At 70.7% G+C, this 18,750-nt stretch carries 17 protein-coding genes; 8 read left to right on the top strand and 9 right to left on the bottom strand.

Annotation, left to right across the window (positions count from 1 at the left end; translation table 11 throughout):
* Positions 1-3 precede the first annotated feature (3 nt).
* Both AB0J71_RS18475 and galE read right to left on the bottom strand, forming a co-directional pair.
* A complete protein-coding gene (locus AB0J71_RS18475) occupies positions 4-1,236 on the bottom strand; it encodes an MFS transporter (RefSeq protein WP_364389285.1) in 1,233 nt (410 codons plus the stop codon).
* Positions 1,237-1,455: 219 nt separating this feature from the next.
* Positions 1,456-2,406: a UDP-glucose 4-epimerase GalE gene (galE, locus tag AB0J71_RS18470; protein WP_364415104.1), complete on the bottom strand. Its 951-nt coding sequence runs from the start codon at positions 2,404-2,406 to the stop codon at positions 1,456-1,458.
* 86 nt (positions 2,407-2,492) lie between these two features.
* Here galE and AB0J71_RS18465 point away from each other — a divergent pair, with 86 nt between their 5' ends.
* Both AB0J71_RS18465 and trpS read left to right on the top strand, forming a co-directional pair.
* Positions 2,493-3,806, top strand: a complete 1,314-nt coding sequence (locus AB0J71_RS18465; RefSeq protein WP_352326822.1) for a hemolysin family protein — start codon at positions 2,493-2,495, stop codon at positions 3,804-3,806.
* A gap of 14 nt (positions 3,807-3,820) precedes the next feature.
* Complete coding sequence (gene trpS / locus AB0J71_RS18460) at positions 3,821-4,825, top strand: tryptophan--tRNA ligase (protein ID WP_364415102.1); 1,005 nt, start codon at positions 3,821-3,823, stop codon at positions 4,823-4,825.
* Between the two features lie 40 nt (positions 4,826-4,865).
* On the opposite strand, the gene AB0J71_RS18455 is transcribed toward trpS, so the two are convergent.
* The 3 genes from AB0J71_RS18455 to AB0J71_RS18445 all read right to left on the bottom strand — a co-directional run bounded on the left by AB0J71_RS18455 (position 4,866) and on the right by AB0J71_RS18445 (position 6,954).
* On the bottom strand, positions 4,866-5,060 hold the full coding sequence (locus tag AB0J71_RS18455; protein ID WP_352326820.1) for a hypothetical protein: 195 nt from the start codon (positions 5,058-5,060) through the stop codon (positions 4,866-4,868).
* A 95-nt stretch (positions 5,061-5,155) separates the two neighbouring features.
* Positions 5,156-6,346 (bottom strand): helix-turn-helix transcriptional regulator, encoded by a 1,191-nt coding sequence (locus AB0J71_RS18450; RefSeq protein ID WP_352326819.1) that lies wholly within the window; start codon positions 6,344-6,346, stop codon positions 5,156-5,158.
* A gap of 134 nt (positions 6,347-6,480) precedes the next feature.
* On the bottom strand, positions 6,481-6,954 hold the full coding sequence (locus tag AB0J71_RS18445) for a MarR family transcriptional regulator (RefSeq protein ID WP_352326818.1): 474 nt from the start codon (positions 6,952-6,954) through the stop codon (positions 6,481-6,483).
* Positions 6,955-7,046: 92 nt separating this feature from the next.
* On the opposite strand from AB0J71_RS18445, the gene AB0J71_RS18440 reads away from it, so the two are divergent.
* Positions 7,047-7,907 carry a haloalkane dehalogenase gene (locus AB0J71_RS18440; RefSeq protein ID WP_352326817.1) on the top strand — a complete coding sequence of 287 codons (861 nt, stop codon included), beginning with the start codon at positions 7,047-7,049 and terminating at the stop codon, positions 7,905-7,907.
* Positions 7,908-8,000: 93 nt separating this feature from the next.
* Here AB0J71_RS18440 and AB0J71_RS18435 read toward each other — a convergent pair whose 3' ends face one another.
* A complete protein-coding gene (locus AB0J71_RS18435; RefSeq protein WP_352326816.1) occupies positions 8,001-8,507 on the bottom strand; it encodes a MarR family transcriptional regulator in 507 nt (168 codons plus the stop codon).
* Between the two features lie 61 nt (positions 8,508-8,568).
* Here AB0J71_RS18435 and AB0J71_RS18430 point away from each other — a divergent pair, with 61 nt between their 5' ends.
* A complete protein-coding gene (locus tag AB0J71_RS18430) occupies positions 8,569-9,849 on the top strand; it encodes an amidohydrolase family protein (RefSeq protein WP_352326815.1) in 1,281 nt (426 codons plus the stop codon).
* A gap of 33 nt (positions 9,850-9,882) precedes the next feature.
* The gene (locus AB0J71_RS18425) at positions 9,883-10,893 is read left to right on the top strand and encodes a YihY/virulence factor BrkB family protein (RefSeq protein WP_352326814.1); all 1,011 of its coding nucleotides are present in this window, start codon (positions 9,883-9,885) and stop codon (positions 10,891-10,893) included.
* Positions 10,894-10,920: 27 nt separating this feature from the next.
* On the opposite strand, the gene AB0J71_RS18420 is transcribed toward AB0J71_RS18425, so the two are convergent.
* Positions 10,921-11,913, bottom strand: a complete 993-nt coding sequence (locus AB0J71_RS18420) for a D-alanyl-D-alanine carboxypeptidase (RefSeq protein ID WP_352326813.1) — start codon at positions 11,911-11,913, stop codon at positions 10,921-10,923.
* A gap of 198 nt (positions 11,914-12,111) precedes the next feature.
* On the opposite strand from AB0J71_RS18420, the gene AB0J71_RS18415 reads away from it, so the two are divergent.
* The gene (locus tag AB0J71_RS18415; RefSeq protein WP_352326812.1) at positions 12,112-12,342 is read left to right on the top strand and encodes an SCO4848 family membrane protein; all 231 of its coding nucleotides are present in this window, start codon (positions 12,112-12,114) and stop codon (positions 12,340-12,342) included.
* Here AB0J71_RS18415 and AB0J71_RS18410 read toward each other — a convergent pair.
* A complete protein-coding gene (locus AB0J71_RS18410; RefSeq protein WP_364338258.1) occupies positions 12,314-13,705 on the bottom strand; it encodes a peptide ligase PGM1-related protein in 1,392 nt (463 codons plus the stop codon). The genes AB0J71_RS18415 and AB0J71_RS18410 overlap by 29 nt on opposite strands.
* A 486-nt stretch (positions 13,706-14,191) precedes the next feature.
* Here AB0J71_RS18410 and AB0J71_RS18405 point away from each other — a divergent pair, with 486 nt between their 5' ends.
* Entirely contained in the window at positions 14,192-15,415 is a 1,224-nt protein-coding gene (locus AB0J71_RS18405) for a M20 family metallopeptidase (protein ID WP_364389280.1), read from the top strand.
* Positions 15,416-15,462: 47 nt separating this feature from the next.
* Here AB0J71_RS18405 and AB0J71_RS18400 read toward each other — a convergent pair whose 3' ends face one another.
* A complete protein-coding gene (locus AB0J71_RS18400) occupies positions 15,463-17,343 on the bottom strand; it encodes a Xaa-Pro dipeptidyl-peptidase (RefSeq protein WP_352324857.1) in 1,881 nt (626 codons plus the stop codon).
* Between the two features lie 289 nt (positions 17,344-17,632).
* Between AB0J71_RS18400 and AB0J71_RS18395 the strand changes: the two genes are divergently transcribed.
* A complete protein-coding gene (locus AB0J71_RS18395; RefSeq protein ID WP_352324858.1) occupies positions 17,633-18,703 on the top strand; it encodes a BMP family ABC transporter substrate-binding protein in 1,071 nt (356 codons plus the stop codon).
* The last annotated feature ends 47 nt before the right edge of the window (positions 18,704-18,750 follow it).

Below are 18,750 nucleotides of genomic sequence, written 5' to 3'. Positions count from 1 at the left end.
GGCTCAGCGGGGGCGCGCGTCCGCCGTCGTGCGGGGCAGCGCGGCCCCGCGGGTGCGCTCGGCCCAGCGGGTCACCGGCGGCACGGCGAGCCCGGCCGCCAGGAAGACCCCGCCGAACAGCAGCCAGCCCGGCAGCCCCCAGCCCACGATGACCGTGGTCATGACGGCGGGCACGACGATGTTGGACACTTGCTGGCCCATCCCGTACAGGCCCTGGTACTGGCCGATGGCGTGCGGCGGGGCCAGCTCGTACGACAACCCCCAGGAGCCGGCGGCCTGCAGCAGCTCCCCGAAGACGTGCAGCAGCGCGCCGCCGAACAGGGCGACGACCGCCACCCAGGCCGGCTGCCCGGCGGCCAGGGCCAGCAGCACGCAGGCCAGCAGCAGGAACACGCCCGAGCGGCGCTGGGCGCGGGCCGCGCCGGCCGCGTCGTCGGTGCCGCGGCTGAGCCGCACCTGAAGGATCGTGACGGTGACCGTGTTGATCATGGCGACGGCGGCCACCGTCCACGTGGGCGCCGCGGTCCGGCCGGCCACCCAGAGCGGGATCGCGATGGTGAGCAGTCCGTTCTGCATGAACAGCACCGCGTTGAGCAGTGCCAGCACCGCGTACGGCCGGTCGCGCAGCACGATCCAGACCGGCTCGCCCGCCTTGCGCCGGACCGGCGCGACGGGCGGCACGCGGTACGTCAGCGCCGCGCTGCCGAGGTAGCAGAGCGCGCACCCGAAGATCATCCCCAGGTACACGGGACGGCTGTCGAAGTGCAGCGCCGCGCCCGCCCCGAGCCCGCCGACCGACCAGCCGACGTTGGTCACGGCCCGCAGGTACGCGCGCACCCGCACCCGGTCGGACGCCGGCACCGCGCCCCCGACCAGCGCCGCTCGCGCGGTGCCCTCGCCGGCCTCGGCGAACGTCACCAGGGTGGCCACCGCGACGAACCCGGCGAACCCCGACACCAGCGCGTACACCGGCACGAGCAGCCCGCCCGCGGCGGCGAAGGCCATCGCCACCCCGCGCGGGCCGACCACGTCGGACAGCCGCCCGGCGGGCAGCCCGGCGGCGAGCCCGACGGCCGCGGCGATCGTCATCCCCAGCCCGATCTCGCCGTCCGACAGTCCGACCGACAGCTTGAAGAACAGCACGCTCACCGTGACGAACAGGCCGCGGCCGAGGGAACGCAGGAGGGTGGCGTACGTGAGCGCGCGCACGGGCCCGCTCTCGGGGAGGAGTGACACGGCGGATCAGGCTACTGGTGCCGGGAAAGGTCCTTCTCGTCCGCCCCCGGACAGGAGGGGACGGGCTGGGCGGCCGGCGCGGGCTGGGAGGTCGCGTAGAGCACCCCGGCCGCCGCGGCGAGGCTGCCCAGCAGGATGAGGGCACCAAAGAGCAGCTTCGTGACCCTTGGTGAAAAGCTCCTCACATTTCGGTATCACAGCATATAAACGGCGCCCCCATCAGGCGTTCGCGGAAAGTGCCGTCCACGCGTCGGAGACGATGTCGCGCAGCGCCGCCCGCTCCGCCTTCCACCCCAGGTCGCGCTGGATGCGCGCGGACGAGGCCACCAGGACGGCCGGGTCCCCGGGCCGCCGGTCGCCGACGACGACCGGGATCTCGTGGCCGGTGACCTCGCGGCAGACCGAGATCACCTCCTGCACGCTGAACCCGGTGCCGCTGCCCAGGTTGTAGATCTTGTGCTCGCCCTCGGCGACCGCCTCCAGCGCCAGCAGGTGCGCCCGCGCCAGGTCGCCGACGTGGATGTAGTCGCGCACGCAGGTGCCGTCGGCGGTGGGGTAGTCGGTGCCGAAGACGCTCACCGAGTCGCGCTCGCCGGTGGCCACCTTGAGCACGTTCGGGATGAGATGGGTCTCGACCGTGTGGCGCTCGCGGAAGCGGCCGTAGGCGCCGGCCACGTTGAAGTAGCGCAGGCTCACCGCGCCGAGCCCGCGGACGCCCGCGTAGGCGCTCAGGGCGGTGTCCACGGCCAGCTTCGAGGCGCCGTAGGGGTTGGTCGGGCGCGTGGGGTCGTCCTCCTCGATGGGGGAGCGCTCGGGCTCGCCGTACGTGGCCGCCGTGGAGGAGAAGACGATCCGGCGCACGCCCTTGTCGCGCATCGCGTCGAGCAGGGCCAGCGTGCCGCCCAGGTTGCTCGCCCAATAGCGGCCGGGCTGCTGCACCGACTCGCCCACCAGGGACTTGGCCGCGAAGTGCAGCACGGCGTCCATGCCGTCGAGCGCGTCGTGGGCGTTCGTGATCGACTCGCGCACGAATGCGGCGCCCTCGGGCACCGCGTCCTCGTGGCCCGTGGACAGGTCGTCGAGCACGGTCACCTCGTGCCCCGCCTCCACGAGCTGCGCGGCGACGACGCTGCCGACGTACCCGGCGCCTCCGGTGACCAACAGCCTCATGTGTACTCCTGTTTACATATGTTTGATTTTGTACGGCTTGCCGTTCAGCATACGCGGGAAACCCGCCGAGTACGCTGCCAACCACCATGTTTGACACCCTCGCGGCGAACATCGCCCTGGTCCTGCTCTTCATCCTGGTCGGCGGGTTCTTCGCGGGCGCGGAGATCGCGATGGTCTCCCTGCGCGAGAGCCAGGTCCGCAAGCTGGCCGAGCGCGGCCGGAGGGGCGAGCGCGTGGCCAAGCTCGCCCGCGACCCCAACCGGTTCCTGTCGGCGGTGCAGATCGGGGTGACCGTCGCCACGATGCTCTCGGCCGCCTTCGGCGCCGACCGGCTCGGGATGGAGCTCGTCCCTGTGCTCGAACGCTGGGGGGTGCCGCACGCGGTCGCGCCCGTGCTCGGGCTCGTGCTGGTGACGCTGGCCATCTCGTACGTCTCGCTGGTGCTCGGCGAGCTGGCCCCCAAGCGGCTGGCCCTGCAGCGCACCGAGGGACTGTCGTTGTTCGTCGCGCCCTTCCTCGACCGGATCGCCGCCCTGTCGCGCCCGATCATCTGGATGTTGTCGAAGTCGACCGACCTGGTCGTCCGGCTGCTCGGCGGCAACCCGGAGGCCGACCGGGAGGAGGTCACCACCGAGGAACTGCGCGACATGGTCGTCGGGCACGCCGAGCTCACCGCCGACGAGCGCAAGCTCATCGCCGAGGTGTTCGCCGCCGGCAAGCGCCAGCTCCGCGAGGTCATGCTGCCCCGCACCGAGGTCGAGTTCATGGACGCCGAGACGCCGCTGGCCGAGGCCGCGAACCTGGCCGCCGCGCTCCCGCACTCCCGCTTCCCCGTGTACCGCGACTCATACGACGAGGTCATCGGTTTCGTGCACGTGCGCGACCTGCTCGACCCCCAGCTGATCGGCCGTACGGAGCCCATCAGCGCGGTCGTGCCGATCCGGCCCGCCAAGTTCGTGCCCGCCTCCAAGCGCCTGCTGAGCACCCTGAACGAGATGCGCGACGAGGGCCAGCACCTGGCCATCGTGGTCGACGAGTACGGCGGCACCGCCGGCATCGTCACCATGGAGGACCTGGTCGAGGAGCTGATCGGCGACATCAGGGACGAGTACGACGTCGAGGAGGACGTCGTCGTCCTGCCCGCCGGCGAGATCGAGATCGACGGCCTGACCAACCTCAACGACTTCGCCACCGAGACCGGCGTACGGCTGCCCGACGGCCCGTACGAGACGCTGGGCGGGTTCGTGATGGCCATGCTGGGGCACCTGCCCGCGGTCGGTGAGCAGGTGGAGATCCAGGGCTTCGAGCTGACCGTCACCGAGCTGGACGGCCGCCGGATCGCGCGGGTCAGGGTGAAACGCCGGGCCGCCGCCGAGTCGCCCCCCGACCAGGATTCCTGACACAATTGCCTGCTATGGCCAGACCTCGTGTTCTCTCCGGCATCCAGCCCACCGCGGACTCATTCCACCTGGGCAACTACCTGGGTGCGGTCCGTCAGTGGGTCACCATGCAGGAGACCCACGACGCCTTCTACTGCGTGGTCGATCTGCACGCGATCACCGTGCCGACCGAGCCCGCCGCGTTGCGCAGGCGCAGCCGGGTGGCCGCCGCGCAGCTCTTCGCCGCCGGCCTCGACGCCGAGCGCTCGACCGTCTTCGTGCAGTCGCACGTGCGCGAGCACACCGAGCTCGCCTGGATCCTGATCTGCCTCACCGGCATGGGCGAGGCCGCCCGGATGACGCAGTTCAAGGACAAGTCGGCCAAGTTCGGCGAGAGCGCGGCCAGCGTCGGGCTGTTCACCTACCCGATCCTGCAGGCCGCCGACATCCTGCTCTACCAGGCCAACGCCGTCCCGGTGGGGGCCGACCAGAAGCAGCACCTGGAGCTCACCCGCGACCTGGGCCAGCGCTTCAACCACCGCTTCGGCGACACGTTCACGCTGCCCGACCCGTACATCCTCAAGGAGGTCGAGAAGATCACCGACCTCCAGGACCCGACGGCGAAGATGTCGAAGTCCTCCTCCAGCCCGGCGGGCATCCTCGACGTCCTGGAGCAGCCGGGGCCGCTGCGCAAGAAGGTCATGCGCGCGGTGACCGACACGGGCTCGGAGGTGTTGTTCGACGAGGAGAACAAGCCGGGCATCTCCAACCTGCTGCGCATCCAGTCGGCGCTGACCGGCACGCCCATCCCCGACCTGGTCGCCCGTTACGCGGGCCAGGGCTACGGCACGTTCAAGAAGGACGTCGCCGAGGCGGTCGTGGAGACGTTCACGCCGATCCGCGAGCGCACGGAGAAGCTGCTGGCCGACGAGGCCGAGCTCGACCGCCTGCTGGCCGTCGGCGCCGAGCGCGCCGCCGCCGTGGCCCGGCGGACGATGGCCGAGGTCCGCGACCGGGTGGGCTTCCTGCCCAAGCTGTGACGCGAGAAGGGCGGCCGGCCTGCCGCCCTTCTTCCGGTCGTCACGGGCGCCGGTCGAGCGGGCGTACACGCAGGCGGGCGCGGAGCGCGGCCAGGCTCCGGCCGGTCAGCCGCACACCGCCCGACACGGCGGTCCACCCCGACCGTCCCCGGCTGAACGCCCAGCCGGGGAACTCGCGCATGGCCTCTTCCAGCAGGCGTTCCATGACGACGTCGGCACTCGGCGTTGTGGTCATGGACGCACAGTGCCACCCCGGACCCGCTCGGTGACGAACCGCGGCGACAGATCTCCCCGTTCGGCCGGACCGAACTCGGAGTTCGGTGGGCGGCCTCACACGTCGATGTTGTGGCGTTCGGCGAGGAATCGCACCTCCGGCGCCCACGACGGCCGCGCGCGGCGCACCAGCGAGCGCACCATCTCCCGCAACAGCAGCTTGTGGTCGAGCTCCTCGGGGCTCTCGCGCTCGATCCGCAGCAGGTAGACCAGGCTCGCGGCGTCGTCGCCCAGGTCTTCGCAGGCGCGGGCGACGTGGCACAGGTGCGTGGTGCGCCGCTCGATGGACGGGGTCCTGCGGATGTCGATGTCGTCGGCCAGGCGCAGCACGGCTTCGGGGTGACCGGTGTCGTTCTCGATGCTGGCCATGTGGATGGCGACGTTGGTCGGGCCGAAGAAGGCCAGGTCGTAGGCGTCGGAGTGGTCGTCGGCGCGGTCGGCGAGCCGGGCGGCGGTGCCGCGCACGGTCTCCCTGGCCTGCTCGTCGTCGCCGCCCCTGGCCGCGCTGATGGCGGCCAGCAGGTGCAGCGCGCCGAGCGCCTTGATGTGCCGTACGTCGCCGCCGGCCACATGGGGTTCGAGGATCTCGATGCCGCGCCGGGCCACGTCGTGGGCGATCTGGTGCATGTCGTCGGAGAGCATCGACTGGCCGAGGTTCCAGTGGGCCCAGGCGAGCATGAGCGGGTCGGCCGACTCCTCGGCGTAACGCATGGCCCGGTCGGCCGCCAGGTGCGCGAGATCCACCCGCTGGAGGTGCTTGAGCACCCCTCTGGCCAGCATGTACGCGTCGGTCGCCGTCCGGTAGGCCGCGGGGGTGCGCTCGGCCGCCAGGCTCTCGGCGTCGGAGACCAGCGAGGGCAGCGCGGCCATCAGGATCGAGTACCGGCGGGCCGAGGTGAACCAGGCGTTGCGCGCCGCCGCCACGCGTTCGGTCAGCTGCTCGGCGTCGGGCGGTTCGAGGTCGGGCTCGCCGGCGCGGCAGGCGAACAGGGCGCGCTCGATGTCGCGGATCTGCGGCCTGCTGGGTTCGTGGGAGTCGCGGGGGGTCTCGCCCAGGAGCACGGCGGTGCGTACGCCGAGCACCTTGGCGATCTCGCGGAGAAGGGGCAGCGAGGGGGTGCGTTTTCCGTGTTCGATCAGTTCGATGTGCCGGGTGGTGCAGCCGGACTGGGTCGCCAGCGCGGTCGTGCTCATGCCCCTTCGTTCGCGCTGGAGTCGCACCATCTGCCCGGTGCTGATTTCGGTCATGGGCGTGACGCCTCCTGGCTTGGTCCCAACACAGCACAGGCTAGGGTCAGCGGAGCGGCCCTGCCATGCGTTCCCCCTGGTCAGGAGGTATGTCGGCAAGCTCCCACGCCTTGGCTTTCACCAGGGTTTGCCCACTATTGGGGTGATCCGGAGTGATGGTCGCGCAGCCGTCCGAGCAGCCCGACGAGCTGGTCGCGCTCGGGGCCGGTCAGGGGCGCCAGCAGCTCGTCCTGGACGTCGTCCACCAGCCCGTCGAGCCGGGTGAGCCGGTCGCGGCCGCGCTCGGTCATGGAGATGACGTTGCGCCGGCGGTCGGCCGGGTCGGGCGCGCGCTCGACGAGGCCGCGGTCGGCCAGCTCGTTGAGCAGCGCCACCATGTCGCTGCGGTAGATGCCGGTGAGCCGGCTCAGCTCGGCCTGGCTGGCCGGGCCGGACTCGCGCAGCGCGACGAGCACCGCGTAGTGCCACTTGCGCGCGTCGGCGCCCGCGAGCCGGTCGCTGACCAGCCGGTCGGCCTGCATCGCGACGTGGGCCAGCAGCCGGCTCGGCAGGCCGCGCAGGCGGTCGGGGGCGGCCCGGTCGGCGGCGTCGGACATGTCGTGGCTCATGCCGGCGATCCTATCCCGTTGCGTTAGTCGCACTAACGATGTAACTTCGTTAGCGTCATAAACGTTAGTGCGACGAACGAAAGAGGCGTGTCATGCCTGTTGCCCAGGTGCTGGACTCGACCATGTACTACGAGGACCGGGGGGAGGGCGTGCCGATCGTCTTCCTGCACGGCAACCCCAACTCCTCCCACCTGTGGCGCAACGTGCTGCCCGGGGTGGGGGCCGGCCGGTTGCTCGCGCCCGACCTGATCGGCATGGGCCGCTCGGGGCGGCCCGACCTCGACTACAGCTTCACCGACCACGCCCGCTACCTCGACGCCTGGTTCGACGAGCTCGGCCTGGAGGACGTCGTGCTGGTCGGCCACGACTGGGGCGGCGCGCTGGCCTTCGACTGGGCGGCGCGGCATCCGGGCCGGGTGCGCGGGGTGGCCTTCTTCGAGACCATCGTGCGGCCGATGAGCTGGAGCGAGCTTGGCGAGGGGCCGCGCGCCCGCAGCGAGCTGATCAGGAGCGAGGCGGGAGAGCGGCTGGTGCTCGACGACGACTTCCTGGTGCGCACGGCGTACACGGGCGGGGTGCTGAACCCGCTGGGCGAGGAGGAGCTGCGGCCGTACCTGGAGGCGTACGCGACCAGGGAGAGCCGCCGGCCGCTGCTGCAGTGGGCGCGCTCGATCCCGCTCGACGGCGACCCGGCCGACGTGGCGCAGGCCGTCGAGCGCTACGACAAGTGGCTGGCGAACAGCGCCGACGTGCCCAAGCTGCTGCTCACCTTCGACTCCTCGCCGACCCTGCTGATCCAGGGCGAGGTGCTCGACTGGTGCGCCCGCACCATCTCGGCCCTGGAGATCGAGCACCTGGGCCCGGCGGGTCACCACGCCCCGGAGGACCAGCCGGAGGCCATCGCCGCGGCGATCCGCTCCTGGGCCGACCGCCACGCCCTGCGCGCGAACTGACGGGTGCGTCCGGCGGCCCGGCGGCCGGATCTGTGCGCGGGCCGGCGCAAGCGGCCGGGCCGGCGCAAGCGGCGGACCGGCGAAGACGGCTGGCTAGCGGAAGCGGCGGCGGCCGACGAGGGTGAGCACCTCGCGCAGGGCGTCGGCGGCGGCTCTGACGTCCGGCTCCGGCACCCCGGCCAGCACCTCCTCGTGGGCCCGCGAGGAGGCGTCGAGGGCCGCCAGGGCCACCCGGTGCCCCTCGGCCGTGAGCTGCACCCACCGGCTGCGCGCGTCGCCCGCGTTGGCCTCCCGCTCGACGTAACCCGCCGCCGTCAGGCGCTGGAGCACGTTGCTGGTGCCCCCCGAGGTGAGCAGCAGCGCCTTGGACAGCTCGCTCGGCTTCATCCGGTGCGGCGCCGGCGTACGGGCGAGCGCGGCCAGCACGTCGAACTCGGCGTAGGTCAGCCCCAGCTCGGCCAGCTCCGCCTTGATCGCCTGCTCGAAGACCAGGTGCAACCGGGACAGGCGCTTGCTCAGCTCCAGACCGGCGATCAGCGACGACGACAGCCCGGACTCCACCCAGCGCGGCACCATCGCGTCGATCTCATCCGGTTTCACGCCATCGAGGATACCCATCGGCAGATTGCTTTCTTAAAAGCTTCTCATTAAGCTTTTCGCCATGACAAAGACTCTGCTGATCAAGAACGGCACCGTGATCGACACCGAGCCCGAGCCCGTGGTGCTCGGCCAGGTGGACGTGCGCGTCGAGGACGGCGTGCTCGCCGAGGTGGGCCCCGGACTGCCCGACGTCCCCGGCGCCGAGGTGATCGACGCGACCGGGCGGATCGTGCTGCCCGGGTTCGTCGACACCCACCGGCACACCTGGCAGGCCGGCATCAGGGCGGTCGCCCCCGACGTCGCCTTCGACGGCTACCTGAGCCGCGTGCTCGGCGAGCTGGCCCCCGCCCACCGCCCGGCCGACGTCCATGCGGCCAACCTCGCCGGCGCGCTGGAGTGCCTCGACACCGGCATCACCACGCTGCTCGACTGGTCCCACATCCAGCTCTCGCCCGCCCACACCGAGGCCACCGTGCGGGCGCTGCGCGAGTCGGGGATCAGGGCCGTGCTCGGCTGGTGCCACGGGGGCCGGCCGGGCGATCTCGTCCGCGAGGGGCTGCGGGTGCACGAGGAGCACTTCGGCACGGGCGGCGGCCTGGTCACCATGGTCGTCGCGGCGCTCGGGCCGGAGATCGTGGCGGAGGAGCACGCGCTGGCGGAATGGCGGCTGGCCCGCGAGCTCGACCTGCCGGTCACCGTGCACATGGGCGTCGGCGGCCCGGACAGCGCCGCTCGCGGCCTGGCGTTCCTGGAGGCGAACGGCCTGCTCGGGCCGCGGACCACGTACGTGCACGCCAACAGCTACACCGACGACGACCTCAAGCGCGTCGCGGCCAGCGGCGGCAACGTGTCGGTCTCGCCGGTGGACGAGATGACGCTCGGCCTCGGTTACCCGGTCAGCGGGCGGGCCAGGGCGGCGGGCGCCCCGACCGGTCTCGGCATCGACACGGTGAGCTGCGCGCCGGGTGACATGTTCAGCCTGATGCGGGCGGCGTACCTGCTGGAGCGCGGCCGGCCGGACGGCGGCGGCATGGGCTTCACCACCCGCGACGTGCTGCGCATGGCCACCGTCGAGGGGGCCGAGGTGGTGGGGCTGGGCGACGTCGTCGGCTCGTTGCGGCCGGGCAAGCAGGCCGACCTGCAACTGCTGCGCACCGACACCCTCGGCATGGCGGCGGCGCACGACCCGATCGGCGCCGTCGTGCTCAACGCCGACCCGAGTGTCGTGGAAACCGTGCTGGTCGGCGGGCGTGTCGTCAAGCGGGATGGGCAGATGCTCCATCAGGATCTGGCGGCGGTCCTCGCGTCACTGGCAGAATCGGCCGACGCCGTGACCAGGTGATCGTTCGTCTCCGGCGGGCGGGGTGAGGGCGTGATGGCGAGTCTGAACGAGCGGATCGCGTCGCTGCGCGCCTGGGGCCGGACGACGCTCGACCACTGGCGGGTGCGCAGGCTGTGGATCGACCACCTGGTCCGGGCCGTGCGCCGCTACCAGCTCCAGGGAGGCGACCGGCTGGCCGGGTCGGTCACCTACTTCTCGTTCCTGTCCTTCTTCCCGCTGCTCGCGCTCGGGTACGCGGTGCTCGGCTACACCCTCGACGCCAGCAGCGCGACCAGGGAGGCGCTGGAGACCGCCATCAACGAACGGCTGCCCGGCATGGCGACCGACCTCAACCTGGAGCAGATCGCCGGCGCCCGCACGACGGCGGGCATCATCGGCCTCCTCGGCCTCCTGTACGCCGGGCTCGGCGCGATGGACGCGCTGCGCGCGGCGCTGCGCGAGATGTCGATGACCACCGTGCCGCCTCCCAACTACTTCCTCGGCAAACTGCGCGACCTGGTCTCGGTCATCCTGCTCGGGGCGACGCTGGTCGTGTCCACGCTGGTGTCCGGGGCCGCCACCACGGTCACGGACAAGGTGCTCGACCACGTCTTCGGCGCCGACTCGCCGCTCAGCACCGAGGCGTTCCGGATCTTCGTGGTGGTGGCGAGCGTTGTGGCCGACTGGGTGCTGTTCGTGATCCTGCTCGGCTGGGTCGCCAAGCCGGCCGAGCCGTTCAAGGTCATCGTCAGGGGCGCGCTGCTCGGCGCGATCGGGTTCGGGCTGCTCAAGCAGGTGGCGAGCCTGCTGCTCAGCACCACGCTCAGCAACCCCGTCTACGGCGCGTTCGCCGCCATCGTGGGGCTGCTGGTGTGGATGAACTTCTCGGCCAGGCTCGTCCTGCTGGCCGCCGCGTGGACGTCAACCACGGGGTTGTGCCCGCCGCCGTCCCCGTCGCCGATCCCGTCGCTCGGCGACCCGCTGGAGGTGCCGGCGTCCGACCCGGGCCAGGCGGCCGGCCCCGAGTGCCGGGGCACGACCCCGCACCCGACGTCGGAGCCCTGACCCGGCCCTGACCCGCCACCCGTTGGGTCAGAGGCGGGACCTGTTGCGCTTGCGGCGGATGCCGAAGCCGAGCCAGACCAGCCCGAACAGCAGGCCGCCGCCGATGACGGCCGAGCCGACCGTCCGGGTGGAGTCGGTCTGCTTGGAGGCCGCCGTGTCCAGCAGCGGCGGCTGGGCGGCCGGCGTCACCCGCGACACCGGCCCCGACGCCTGCGGCGCGGCCCGCACCTGGTCGGGGACCGGCTCGACGAGCTGCCCGACGGGGGTCGCCTTCCCCCTGACCGTGAAGCCCCAGTCGAGCAGCTTGGCCACCTCGTCCCAGAAGTAACCCTCGTGCCGCATGATCGTGACGAGGATCGTGTGGCCGCCGCGGGTGGCCGCGCCGACGAAGCTGCCCTGCGCCTTGGACGTCCAGCCGTTCTTGACGCCGATCATGCCCTGGTAGCGCCAGAGCAGCTTGTTGTGGTTGCTGATCTCGTAGTAGTCCTTGGGCGCCGGAAACTTGGCAACCTTTGTACTGATATATCGCCGGAAATCGGGGTTTGCGAGGCCGGCGCGGGCGATGAGTGCCAAGTCGTACGCCGAGCTGCTCTGCCCGGGTTTGTCCAGGCCACTCGGGGTCTTGGCCACCGTGTCGTACGCCTGCAGCCGCTTGGCCTCGGCGTTCATGTCGCGCATGGTCTGGGCCACGCCGCCGTTCGTCTCGGCCAGGGCCATGGCCGCGTCGTTGCCGGAGGACATCATCAGCGCCCGGAACAGGTCGTCGACCTTGTACGTCATCTTGGGCGTCAGCCCGACCGCCGTGCCCTCCTGGTTGCAGGCGTTCTGGCTCGGCCGGACCCTGCGGTTCTTGTCGAGCTTCGGCAGCAGCGTCAGCGCCGTGAGCGTCTTGAGGGTGCTCGCCGGCAGGTAGCGGCCGTGCGCGTCCTTCGCGGCGAGCACCTGACCCGTCTCCACGTCCGCGATGACGTAGGAAGTAGCCTTGCTCTCAGGGGGCGCCTTGACGCCCTTGGGTTGCACCAGCCCACGGCTTCCCAGCGCGTCACCGCCGACGGGTGTCGCCGGGGCGGCGGATGCGGTCCCGCTCGTGAGCGTGACCGCGGCGAGAAGTGCCGTAACCGGCACAAATTTCGTCCACATGGCGGTCTCAGCGTAGCTCCGTGTGAATGCCCATGTGGCGACACATTCCCCGGATGATCCGCCTTCGATACTGGAGAGATGACCATGTCACCAAAGATCGCCGGTTTCCTCGTCATCCTCGGCGTGTTCATGATCGTCGAGTGGATCAACCTCGGGTTTAACTTGGCCGACGGACATCCCACCGGCTTCTACGTCGTGCACGGGATCCTGATCGGGGTCAACGTGATCCTCGGTGCGGTGCTGGCGGTGATCGGGTGGCGCGGACTGCGTGAGGCGGGGATCAGGCGTCGCAGAGAAGGCGGCGGGTGAGCGCGTGCAGCTCGTCGGCCTCCTCGCGTGAGTCGCCGATGGAGGTGAAGCCCAGCTTGCCGTACTCGGGGATGGCGCCGAGCAGGTGGAAGACGTTGCCCGTGCGCCGGTCGGCGTCGAAGCCGATGCCGAGCCGCCGGGCGGTGCGCATGACCTCGCCCGGCGTGCGGCCACGCAGGCAGGAGGAGGAGCAGTTGTCGGTCGCGGTGTAGTACTTGGGCTGGTCCCCGGCCATGAGGAGGCCGGTGGCCGGGTCGTACCTGGCCCCGGTCGTCAGCACCACCGCGCCGTACGGGTGCGTCGTGCCGCCGATCCGCAGGTTGATCTCGCACAGCAGCGCGGCGTAGCCGGCGTCGGCCTTGAGGGCGAAGAAGTCCATGCCGAACAGGCCGACCACGCCCCGCTCGGCCAGGATGGCGGCGATGCGCTCGGCCGACTCGCCCACCTCGTGCCGGTACTCGGGGGCGGCGGGGAACGTGCAGCCCTGGTAGACGTCGTTGTTGGGGCCGCCGAGCACCTGGTCGTGCGTGGCCAGCACGGCGGCGTGCCCGCCGGGCGTGATTCGGGCCAGGGCGCTCGGGTAGTAGAGCGGGCGATGTTCGATGAACTCCTCCACCACCGCGCCGCGTTCCCTGATCTTCGTCGTGAAGCTCGTCCAGGTCTCCCCGGCCGCCGAAAATCGGGTCAGCGAGCGGTCGGCCTTGTCGACGATGGCGTTGCCCAGGCCCGAGTAGCCGTCGTTGAGCTTGACGATCACCCGTTCGCCGGGGAGCGAGTCGATGGCCTCGTCGATCGCGATGATGCTGTGCACGTCGCCGAAACCGCGCGCCATGGGCACGCCGGCCTCGTGCCCGACCTCGCGGGCGCCGCTCTTGGAGCCGTAGTAGGCCAGCGCGGTGGCGGGTCCGTAGATGGGGACGTTGAGTGACGCGGCCAGCTCCTCCTCGGTCTCGCTGAGGACGAACGGCACCAGCCAGGTGTCGGCGTCGATCGCCGACCGTAACCGGTCGAGGACGTCGGGTCGGCGCAGCAGCGTCCGGGTGAGGGGTTGCGACCAGGGCTCGTCGAGGCTGATGAGCTCCAGGCGCTTGGCGGCGTCGTCCGGGTCAGGGAGGAAGCCGAGGTAGTAGTCGATGATGTCGGGATCGATCGGAGCGGAGGAGAGGTAGATCACCTTGACCCCGGGTTCCCGGAGCGTCAGGAGGAGGAAGAGCAGGCGCTCCTCGTACGATCGGGCTGCCGTGATGCGGCGCAGCTCGTCCTGCGGCAGGGAGAGCGAGGGTACGACCACCAGGGTCCCCTCGCTCGGCTCGAAGATGCTCAACCCGGCATACTTCTCCCCGAACGGGATATTAGTGATCATATAGCGAGTGAAACACGCATTCTTCACAAATGCAGCAAGCGCCAAAGTGTCATGACCATGACAGAAGGTGACAGGATTCGAAATCGGTGAGCACGTTTGGAAGTGGCGACATCGGGTCACCATCTAATGATCCCTTGTGACTATTTTCCGGATCAGGTAGGCATGTGCGGAACGTGACCACCTGCGGTTACGGGCATGCCGTCGGCCAACTTTTGGTGTATCTGTCGGCGCGAGGGCGCACGGGAGCGATAAAGTCAGAAGCATCGCCACCGGGCTCGCGGCTTACCGTCGTGCACCCGGGCTGCTGCGACCGATGAACGCGAAGCCCGTGCTGACGATCTCGCACCGAAACCTACGGGTGTGGCTTTTGTTTCGCCGAACGGCCGCCTCAACCAGGTGGCTGCCGCAGGATGGACTTTTTCGAGAGCGTCATGAGCCGCCGTCCGTGCGTGGGACGCGCGGCCTCGACGGGATGGATGGTGACATATGCGGGGACGTGAGCTGCGGGGAGAGCTGGACGCGTTCCTGGCGGAGATCGAGCAGGAGCTGGTGGCGTTCCGTCGCGACCTTCACATGCATCCTGAGCTGGCCTTCGCCGAATACCGCACGACCCAGCGCATCGCCGACCGGCTGACCGCCGCAGGGCTGACGCCCTCGGTGCTGCCGCGCGGCACCGGTCTGATCTGCGACGTGGGCAGCGGCGACGGGCCGACCATCGCGCTGCGGGCCGACATCGACGCGCTGCCGCTCCAGGACGAGAAGGACGTGCCCTACCGCTCCACCGTCCCCGGCGCGTGCCACGCCTGCGGGCACGACGTGCACACCACCGTTCTGCTCGGCACCTCGCTCTTCCTGGCCCAGCAGGCCGCGGCCGGGCTGCTGCCCGGCCGGGTGCGGCTGATCTTCCAGCCCGCCGAGGAACTGCCCGGCGGCGCCCTTGAGGTCATGGCCCACGGCGGCATCAGCGGCGTCGACCGCATCTTCGGCCTCCACTGCGACCCGCGCGTCGACGTCGGCCAGCTCGGTCTGCGGAGCGGCCCGATCACCTCGGCCTGCGACAAGATCGTGGTCAGGGTCTCCGGTCCCGGCGGCCACACCGCCCGTCCCCATCTGACGGCCGACCTGGTCTTCGCCCTGGCCAAGATCCTCACCGAGCTGCCCGCCGCGCTCTCCCGCCGGATCGACCCGCGCTCCTCGCTCAGCCTCGTCTGGGGCCGGGTCGAGGCGGGCTCGGCGGCCAACGCCATCCCCGACGACGGCATCGCCGAGGGCACGATCCGCTGCCTCGACGAGAACGCCTGGCACGCCGCCCCCGACCTGATCAAGGCCCTGCTGGAGTCCGTCGCCGGCGCGTACGGCGTCGAGGCCGTCATGGACTACACGCGCGGCGTGCCGCCGGTCGTCAATGACGAGGTCAGCGTCGAGATGCTGGCCGAGGCGGCCGAGCGGGCCCTCGGGGCCGGCGCGGTGGTGCCCACCCAGCAGTCGCTCGGCGGCGAGGACTTCGCCTGGTACCTGGAGTCGATCCCCGGCGCCTTCGCCCGGCTCGGCACGCGCTCGCCCGACGGCGTCACGTACGACATCCACCAGGGCACCTTCGACGTCGACGAGAAGGCGATCGCGATGGGCGTGCGGGTGATGGCCGCCACCGCGCTGACCGCGCTGTGGGACGTCGGCCCGATCGACTCCATCAGCAACGCCATGGCCTGAGCGCCGCTCCGACGGCCCGCCGCGTCGCGCGGCGGGCCGTCGGCACGTCAGCCGAGCCTGCCGAACACCACCGGCAGCCGCAGGGACGAGTGTCCCGGCGACACGGTGACCCGGGTGCCCGCCGGATAACGCAGGGTGTAGTCGCGGTCGGTCGAGATGATCACCAGGCCCAGCCGGTGGCCCTTCTTGAACAGGTAGTCCTTGGGCTGGAAGTCCCAGGTGAAGGTGTACTCCTTGCCGGGGCGCAACGGTTCGGTGCGGTCGGCGCGGTGGCGGTTGCGCACGTCGAGCCACCCCCTGGAGACGATCTTGTACGCGGTCGTCGCCGTGCCGAGCCGCCTGAGCGTCGTGCAGCCGGTGTCACCCGGGACGCCCTCGCCGTAGCAGTAGCTCTGGCCGGTCGACAGCAGGGTGCCGTCCGGGCGCACGTCGGTGCCGTAGTCCACCAGCAAGGCCGTCAGGTACGGCGAGGCGCCGTCCTTGAACGAGGCCCGCACGGAGACCGTCGGCGTGCCGGAGATGCGCACGTCGGCGGGCAGCTCGCCGGTCCGGTACGCCAGCCGGTTCGGGTCCGGCCCGGTCGCCTCCACCAGTTGCTCGGCCGTCCGCGCGCTCTGGTCCACGAAGGACTCCGCGGGCGACAGCGGCCGGGGCAGCAGGCCGAGCCGTTCGCCGGCGGCCGGGTGCAGCGCGACCGTGGTGGCCCCGGGCAGCGGCCAGGAGGCGTGCTGCTGCCACTCGCCGACGCCGATCTCCACGTCGGCCTGCGGCTCGCGCATGATGCCCGAGTCGATGCCCTGCAGCCAGTAGTCGAACCAGCCGTGCAACTGGCGCAGCCACTCGGCGGTGCGCAGGTTGAAGGGGTTCATGTGGGTGCCCTGGTGCAGCCAGATCTTGCGCGGCACGTGCCGCTCGGCCAGGGCGTACCACCATTGGGCGAACTGCTTGGTCTTGACGTTCCAGTCGTTGAGGCCGTGCACGAGGAAGACGCTGGCCTTCACCTTGTCCACGTCGTTGAGGTAGTTGCGGGCGTCCCAGAGGGGGCCGTAGTCGCCGGTGATCCGGTCCTGGCTCGCGGTCAGCGCGTCCATCTTGGCGCCGCAGACCTCGAAGCCGCGGTCCCTGGTCAGCACGAACTTGGCCAGGACGTCCAGGTCCTCGCCCTGGTAGCCGCCGGGGGCCAGGACGCCGCCGTTGGCCCGGTAGTAGTCGTACCAGCTGGAGATGGCGGCGATCGGCACGATCGTCTTCAGGCCCTCGACGCCGGTCGAGGCGACGGCGTTGGGCAGGGTGCCGTTGTAGGAGACGCCGATCATGCCGACCTTGCCGGTGGACCAGGTGGCGCTGACCTCGTTGCCGTCGGCGTCGAAGCCGCGGGCGCGGCCGTTCAGCCAGTCGATGGCGGCCTTCGGGCCGGCGGTCTCGTTCCGGTCGCCGGTGGACGGGCAGCCGGTGGCACGGGCGCTGCCGACGTTCTCGACCAGGGCGATGGCGTAGCCGCGGGGCACGAAGTAGTTGTCGTAGTAGCCGTCGAAGGGCTCGCCGGCGAGCTTGTTCGACAGGGACTTCAGGGTGGGCAGCGGGTTGCCGTTCGCGTCGACGTCCACCGGGTGGTTGGGCACGTCGTTGCCGGGGGCGTAGTAGGGGCTGGCCTCCATGATCACCGGGACCTTGAGGCCCTGGTCGGTCTCCTTGGGGCGCAGGATGTCCATGGCGACGCGGTCGGGCTGCCCGTCGTCGTCGCTGTCGGTCCCGGCCACCTCGACGAAGACCGTCTGCTTGACGGCGTCGGCGCGGGAGAAGACGGGCTGGGTGGCGTGGTTCTCGATCTTGAGGGTAGGGGTGGCGGCCGTCGCCGGGGCGGGCCCGCCCAAGGTCACGGCGAGGATCGCGACCAGCGGGACGGCCAGTGTCTTCCAAGGCTGCATACGGGGCTCCGATACGAAATTTCCACCGTTGATCGGAATCTCTGCCATGATCGACCGCTCGGCAAGGGCCCCTTCCATACCAAACTTGGGCAAAACTTTCCGCAGGCCGTCCCAAGTGCCTGAACCCAGATTCAGGTCACGGACGCGCTTGATGTCGATAACGGAGCGGTTGCGACCCTGTGTGCCGGTTTGGTCTGCCCTGGTCAAGCAACTATCTTCCGTGCAGGTGCCGTACGTTTCTTCGCGCCTGCGATGAAGTTCGACGGCGGAGGAAATGGAAGGAGTCGCCTTGCTCGGCAAGCGATTCAGCAGGATTGCCGTCGGCTCGGTAGCCGGCGTCATGCTCATGGCGGCCGCGGCCTGCGGCGGCGGCGATGGTGGCGGCACCTCGGCGAGCACGCAGCCGAGCTCCGGCGCGGGCAGCGAGGCGCCCAAGGGCGGCCTGAAGGTCGGCCTGACGTTCGACGTCGGCGGCCGCGGCGACAAGTCGTTCAACGACGCCGCCTACGCCGGCCTGGAGAAGGCCAAGACGGAGCTGAACGCCGACATCAAGGAGCTCAGCCCGGCGGCCGACGGCTCCAACCGCGGCGACCTGCTGCGCCAGCTCGCGGACGCGGGCTACAACCCGATCGTCGCCGTCGGCTTCGCCTACGGCGACGACGTCAAGAAGACCGCCGCCGAGTACCCCGACGTGCAGTTCGCCATCGTCGACTCGGCCTCCAACGCCCCGAACGTCACCGGCCTGCTGTTCGCCGAGGAGCAGGGCTCCTACCTGGCGGGCGTCGCCGCGGCGACCAAGTCGAAGGCCGGCCACGTCGGCTTCGTGGGCGGCGTCGAGAACGACCTGATCAAGAAGTTCCAGGCGGGCTTCGTGATGGGCGCCAAGTCGGTCAAGCCGGACATCAAGATCGACATCAAGTACCTCACCCCCGACGGTGACTTCTCCGGCTTCAAGGCCCCCGACAAGGGCAAGGTCGCGGCCGAGAAGATGTACCAGGACGGCGCGGACATCGTCTACCACGCCGCCGGCGACTCCGGCCTCGGCGTGTTCCAGGCGGCGGCCGCGGCCAAGAAGAAGGCCATCGGCGTCGACTCCGACCAGCGCCAGACGGTCAAGGAGACCGACCTCCAGTCGGTCATCATGACCTCGATGCTCAAGCGCGTCGACGTCGGCGTCTTCGAGTTCGTCAAGGCCTTCCAGGGCGGCGCCAAGGGCGGCAGCAACACCGTCTACGACCTCAAGGTCGACGGTGTGGGCCTGTCCACCACCGGTGGCGAGATCGACGACATCAAGGACAAGCTCGACGCTGCCAAGAAGGACATCGTCGACGGCAAAATCACGGTTCCGTCCAAGCCGTAATCTGGGTAGGAACGGACGACCGAGGGCCCGGAGTCCCCACTTCGGGC

The sequence above is a fragment of the Nonomuraea sp. NPDC049637 genome, from assembly GCF_040675235.1.
Taxonomy (GTDB): Bacteria; Actinomycetota; Actinomycetes; order Streptosporangiales; family Streptosporangiaceae; genus Nonomuraea.
Note: the sequence above shows the minus strand (reverse complement) of the source record. Positions and strands in the feature narration are given on the sequence as shown.

Bases quoted from the DNA above. Each gene is read 5' to 3' on its own strand.
- AB0J71_RS18425 (WP_352326814.1), top strand. From the start codon at position 9,883: ATGGCGAGTCTGAACGAGCGGATCGCGTCGCTGCGCGCCTGGGGCCGG.
- AB0J71_RS18410 (WP_364338258.1), bottom strand. From the start codon at position 13,705: ATGATCACTAATATCCCGTTCGGGGAGAAGTATGCCGGGTTGAGCATC.
- AB0J71_RS18455 (WP_352326820.1), bottom strand. From the start codon at position 5,060: ATGACCACAACGCCGAGTGCCGACGTCGTCATGGAACGCCTGCTGGAA.
- AB0J71_RS18445 (WP_352326818.1), bottom strand. From the start codon at position 6,954: ATGAGCCACGACATGTCCGACGCCGCCGACCGGGCCGCCCCCGACCGC.
- galE (WP_364415104.1), bottom strand. From the start codon at position 2,406: ATGAGGCTGTTGGTCACCGGAGGCGCCGGGTACGTCGGCAGCGTCGTC.
- AB0J71_RS18465 (WP_352326822.1), top strand. From the start codon at position 2,493: ATGTTTGACACCCTCGCGGCGAACATCGCCCTGGTCCTGCTCTTCATC.
- AB0J71_RS18415 (WP_352326812.1), top strand. From the start codon at position 12,112: ATGACCATGTCACCAAAGATCGCCGGTTTCCTCGTCATCCTCGGCGTG.
- AB0J71_RS18400 (WP_352324857.1), bottom strand. From the start codon at position 17,343: ATGCAGCCTTGGAAGACACTGGCCGTCCCGCTGGTCGCGATCCTCGCC.
- AB0J71_RS18405 (WP_364389280.1), top strand. From the start codon at position 14,192: ATGCGGGGACGTGAGCTGCGGGGAGAGCTGGACGCGTTCCTGGCGGAG.
- AB0J71_RS18430 (WP_352326815.1), top strand. From the start codon at position 8,569: ATGACAAAGACTCTGCTGATCAAGAACGGCACCGTGATCGACACCGAG.
- AB0J71_RS18440 (WP_352326817.1), top strand. From the start codon at position 7,047: ATGCCTGTTGCCCAGGTGCTGGACTCGACCATGTACTACGAGGACCGG.
- trpS (WP_364415102.1), top strand. From the start codon at position 3,821: ATGGCCAGACCTCGTGTTCTCTCCGGCATCCAGCCCACCGCGGACTCA.
- AB0J71_RS18450 (WP_352326819.1), bottom strand. From the start codon at position 6,346: ATGACCGAAATCAGCACCGGGCAGATGGTGCGACTCCAGCGCGAACGA.